Source organism: Escherichia sp. WS1450 (assembly GCF_046487395.1).
Lineage (GTDB): Bacteria > Pseudomonadota > Gammaproteobacteria > Enterobacterales > Enterobacteriaceae > Escherichia > Escherichia coli.
In genome coordinates, this window is sequence record NZ_JBJQJO010000075.1 from 1 (window position 1) to 4068 (window position 4068).

Genomic DNA, 4068 nt, shown 5'->3' on the forward strand with positions numbered 1-4068 from the left:
AACCATACGAATCGCCCTCTGACGGACTTCGGGGGAAAAACGAGTATTTTTAGTCATTCTGTTTACCTCTTTCTCAGGGAGTTTAGTCTCCAGGATTCCCGGGGCGGTTCACTTCTTATTATTAAGGCAATGAAATCGCTTACGTTGCGTTTGATTCTGGCCTTTCCGTTCACATTACTGACCGCGGCAGATATCAGTATCAGCCTGTATTCATGGTGTACATTTGGCACCACATTCAATGATGGTTTTGCAATCAGTATCCTACAGACAGATCCTGATGAAGCAATAAGAATGTTCAGGATATATGTCGTCTATGTTATTGCGTTTATTATCCTCTTTTTATTGTTCGTCTGTTCAGCAATAAATAAAACGTCCTCATTGCCTTCGGGAAAGGTCACGGTAATTACATTTTTATTGTTAATTACAGTAACGTTATATTCTTCCTTTCAGTTTGCGTTGAAGAAACAGTATCAAATAAATGAAGTTGATCCTTACATAGTCGCTTCCCGGTTTGCCACATATACCCCTTTCTTTAATCTGAACTATTTTGCACTGGCCGCAAAGGAGCATCAGAGATTAATGACGATTGCTGATACCATACCTCACTACGAGCTGATGATTACAGACAATAATATTGATGAATTTGTACTGATCATCGGTGAATCAGCAAGGACTGATAACATGTCCATTTACGGGTACTCGCGGCCAACCACACCAGAGCTTCAGAAACAGAAATCACGACTGAAACTGTTCACTCAGGCAATCAGCGGGGCACCTTATACCGCCCTTGCGGTACCGTTGGCATTATCTGCTGATACTGTGCTGCATCATGATGTTCGCCATTACCCCGATAATATTATCAACATGGCGAATCAGGCAGGGTTCGATACCTGGTGGCTCAGTGCGCAGTCCGCTTTCCGACAGAACGGAACGGCTGTGGCCAGTATCGCCATGCGGGCCAGAAACAGAATTTATGTCAGAGGCTATGATGAGTTGCTGCTCCCGCACCTGGCTGAAGCACTGAACAGTAATCCGGGGTGCAGGAAACTGATTGTTCTGCATCTGACGGGCAGCCATGAGCCAGTCTGCAGTAACTGGCCCAGAGATAAAGCCGTGTTTAAACCACTGGATACAGAAGAAGTCTGCTACGATAATTCCATTCATTATACCGACAGTTTGTTGGGACAGGTTTTCGCCATGCTGGAAACGCGTCGGGCATCCGTCATGTATTTTTCAGATCACGGTCTGGAGTATGACCCGACAAAAGAACACGTTTATTTTCATGGTGGAATAAAACCCAGCCAGCAGGCTTATCATGTTCCGATGTTTATCTGGTACAGCCCGACACTGGGAGAGCATGTCGATCGCCAGACGGTGAACAGTGTTTTTTCCACTGCGTATAATGATTATCTGATTAATGCATGGATGGGCGTAACCAGACCGGCTCAACCGAAAACACCAGAGGAGGTGATTACCCGCTGGCAGGGGAAATCAGATGTTTTTGATGCAAACCATAACGTGTTTAATTACAAAGCATTACGAAATAGCTTTAAATGAGACACCGGGGTAATTTAGTCCGCTTTATTACTTTCAAAGAAAAACGACCAGAAGATAATTTTCGGGTAACCACGCCGATAGATGGAAAGTTTAATGCGGTACTGGATTATATTGTTATGGAAGCCGTTCGGGGTTACAGATAAGAGTGATATTAGTGAGGGGGACTACTCGCCGGGGCGGAATTCTTTAATTCCCGACGTTGGTGCTTCATAGTGCCGGATAAAACGGAATATCACAGGCAATCTGTCTGAAGATATTAATTTTTTTGATGGTTAACAGCTGTTTTTTGCATCAAAAAAAGCACTGAAACTGCAGCTGACCCCGGCTGCAGTATGAAGGCACGATAAGGGATTTTGAGGTCTCCTTCGCGCAAATTAATGCGCCAGTGCTAAATCGGTTACCATGTTCAGAGTGTAAAATTCATATATAATGGTTTAAATTTATTAAACAATGACTTCGTTTTAGTGTGATGAAATCAGTTTGTTGTTGTGACTGTGATCATCTGTCTGTTTGTTGTCTTTTATCAGTATCCATAAGGCTGCAGCACCAATCAGGTCAAATACCGCCAGTGCAATAAAGAACGGCCCAAAGCCAATGATACTGACAAATGCACCAATGAATAAATTAAAAATCAGCTGGCCAGACCATGCACATGCCCCGGCCATTCCGACAGCCGTTGCGACTTCATTCTTTTTAAACAGGTCTGCACCTAAAGTTGCAGCAACCGTAGAAAGTAATTGATGTGAGAACCCCCCAATACTGATTAATAAAACAGCAATATAGGGGTTTTCTATGATACTGACCAGACCGATAGTCGTCATCAGTATCGCACCAATAGTAAAAGTAATACGTCGTGAATTTATTAATGAAATTCCTCTTTCATTGAAGAATTTTGCAACAAATCCACTGGCAAGGCATCCTAAATCAGCCATGAGGAATGGAAGCCATACAAACATGGCGATTTCTTTCAGGCTGAAATGCAGTGTTTCGACAAAGAAAACAGGCACCCAGAAGTTAATAGTTCCCCATGCCGGGTCAGCTAAAAAGCGGGAAATACCGATTCCCCAAAAGTTTCTTTGTTTCAGGATGTTGATTACAGATGTTTTTTCTTTTTTGGCATTGTTCAGATGCTTTTCCTGACCATTTTCAATATATGAACGTTCTTCTGGGGAGAGGCGTTTTGCATCTTTTGGATCTTTATAGAAAATCAGCCAGATAAATGCGGCTATTACAGCCAGTATACCAGCCACAATAAAAGCAAATTGCCAGCTGTGGAACATAATGCACCATGCAATCAAAGGCGGGGCTAACATGGCACCAAATGATGTCCCCATGTTAAATACACCAGTTGCGATGCCTCGTTCTTTTGCCGGAAACCATGTTGAGGCTGTTTTTACGCCCGCCGGAATAGCTGAAGCTTCACTAACGCCCATGATACCACGCATGAATGCCAGTCCCATCCAGGAGCCAGTCAGGGCGTGTCCCATCGTGGCTAATCCCCAGATAACTGCACAGATAAAGAAGCCTAATTTAAGGCCGATATTATCAATAAAGAATCCCATAATTGGTTGACCTATTGTGTACGCCAGCTGGAATACACTTACAATCCAGGAATACTGTTCTTTAGAGATCCCTAAATCTGACATTATGGTTGGTGCCGCAACGCCAAGAGCGGTACGGTCAAGATAGTTAATGATAGTAATGAAACATACGAGAACAATCATATGCCATCTGTAGTGTTTTATATATTTCATATATACCTCAAATGGTTAAGAAGGAGGCTTACAAGGTCACATGTTGTTCCAGATATTACCCGTTCCACGTTGTCATGAAAGTGATCAACCTCTTGCTTTTATTGGTTGACCAGTTGGTTGACATTGTTTTACGTATAATTACAAAGCCAGTCATTCAGAATAAATGAGAATATTTAACTGAACCCTGTGGTTTGCAATTGAGAATGGACTTTATCAAACCCGGGTACTATGTAATGGCTCGCTGGAGGTCGTTTTAGCCAGGTTTTTATTGACGAGTTTTCTGTTAGTGGCGGGAATATGTACCAATCCCCCTGAAGTGGTCGGTTGATATGTGTGTGTCGCCGGCAGCGTGGGGTTGCGTTATTTTCGGGAACACAAAAAGTTTAATAACCTGTAATTGTTAATAGAAAGGGTGTTAAAAGTGAATGTGTTGCGAGTATTTGTTAGAATTATTGGCGTTCAGGTGGGGGATTTGCCCCTGTATTTCCAGACATCTGTTATCACTTAACCCATTACTGGTCCGCTGCCGCAGATATTCCTGTGGCGAGCGATAACCCAGTGCACTATGCGGATGCCATTCGTTATAATGCTCGAACGCCTCTGCAAGGTTCTTTGCTGCCGTTAACCCATCTGGTTTAGGCATGACACTGATGTAGTCACGCTTTATCGTTTTCACGAAGCTCTCTGCTATGCCGTTACTCTCCGGACTCCGCACCGCCGTGTTCTTCGGTTCAAGCCCCAACATCCGGGCAAACTG

2 protein-coding genes and 1 pseudogene are annotated in these 4068 nt (G+C 43.4%); 1 reads left to right on the forward strand and 2 read right to left on the reverse strand.

The features are described from left to right. Positions 1-45 precede the first annotated feature (45 nt). A complete protein-coding gene (locus ACJHYR_RS27070) occupies positions 46-1557 on the forward strand; it encodes a phosphoethanolamine transferase (protein ID WP_226454132.1) in 1512 nt (503 codons plus the stop codon). Positions 1558-2018: 461 nt separating this feature from the next. On the opposite strand, the gene ACJHYR_RS27075 is transcribed toward ACJHYR_RS27070, so the two are convergent. Both ACJHYR_RS27075 and ACJHYR_RS27080 read right to left on the reverse strand, forming a co-directional pair. Further along, positions 2019-3311 (reverse strand): MFS transporter, encoded by a 1293-nt coding sequence (locus tag ACJHYR_RS27075; protein WP_029490416.1) that lies wholly within the window; start codon positions 3309-3311, stop codon positions 2019-2021. 514 nt (positions 3312-3825) lie between these two features. Then, positions 3826-4068, reverse strand: a pseudogene (locus tag ACJHYR_RS27080) (integrase core domain-containing protein); the annotation flags it as partial.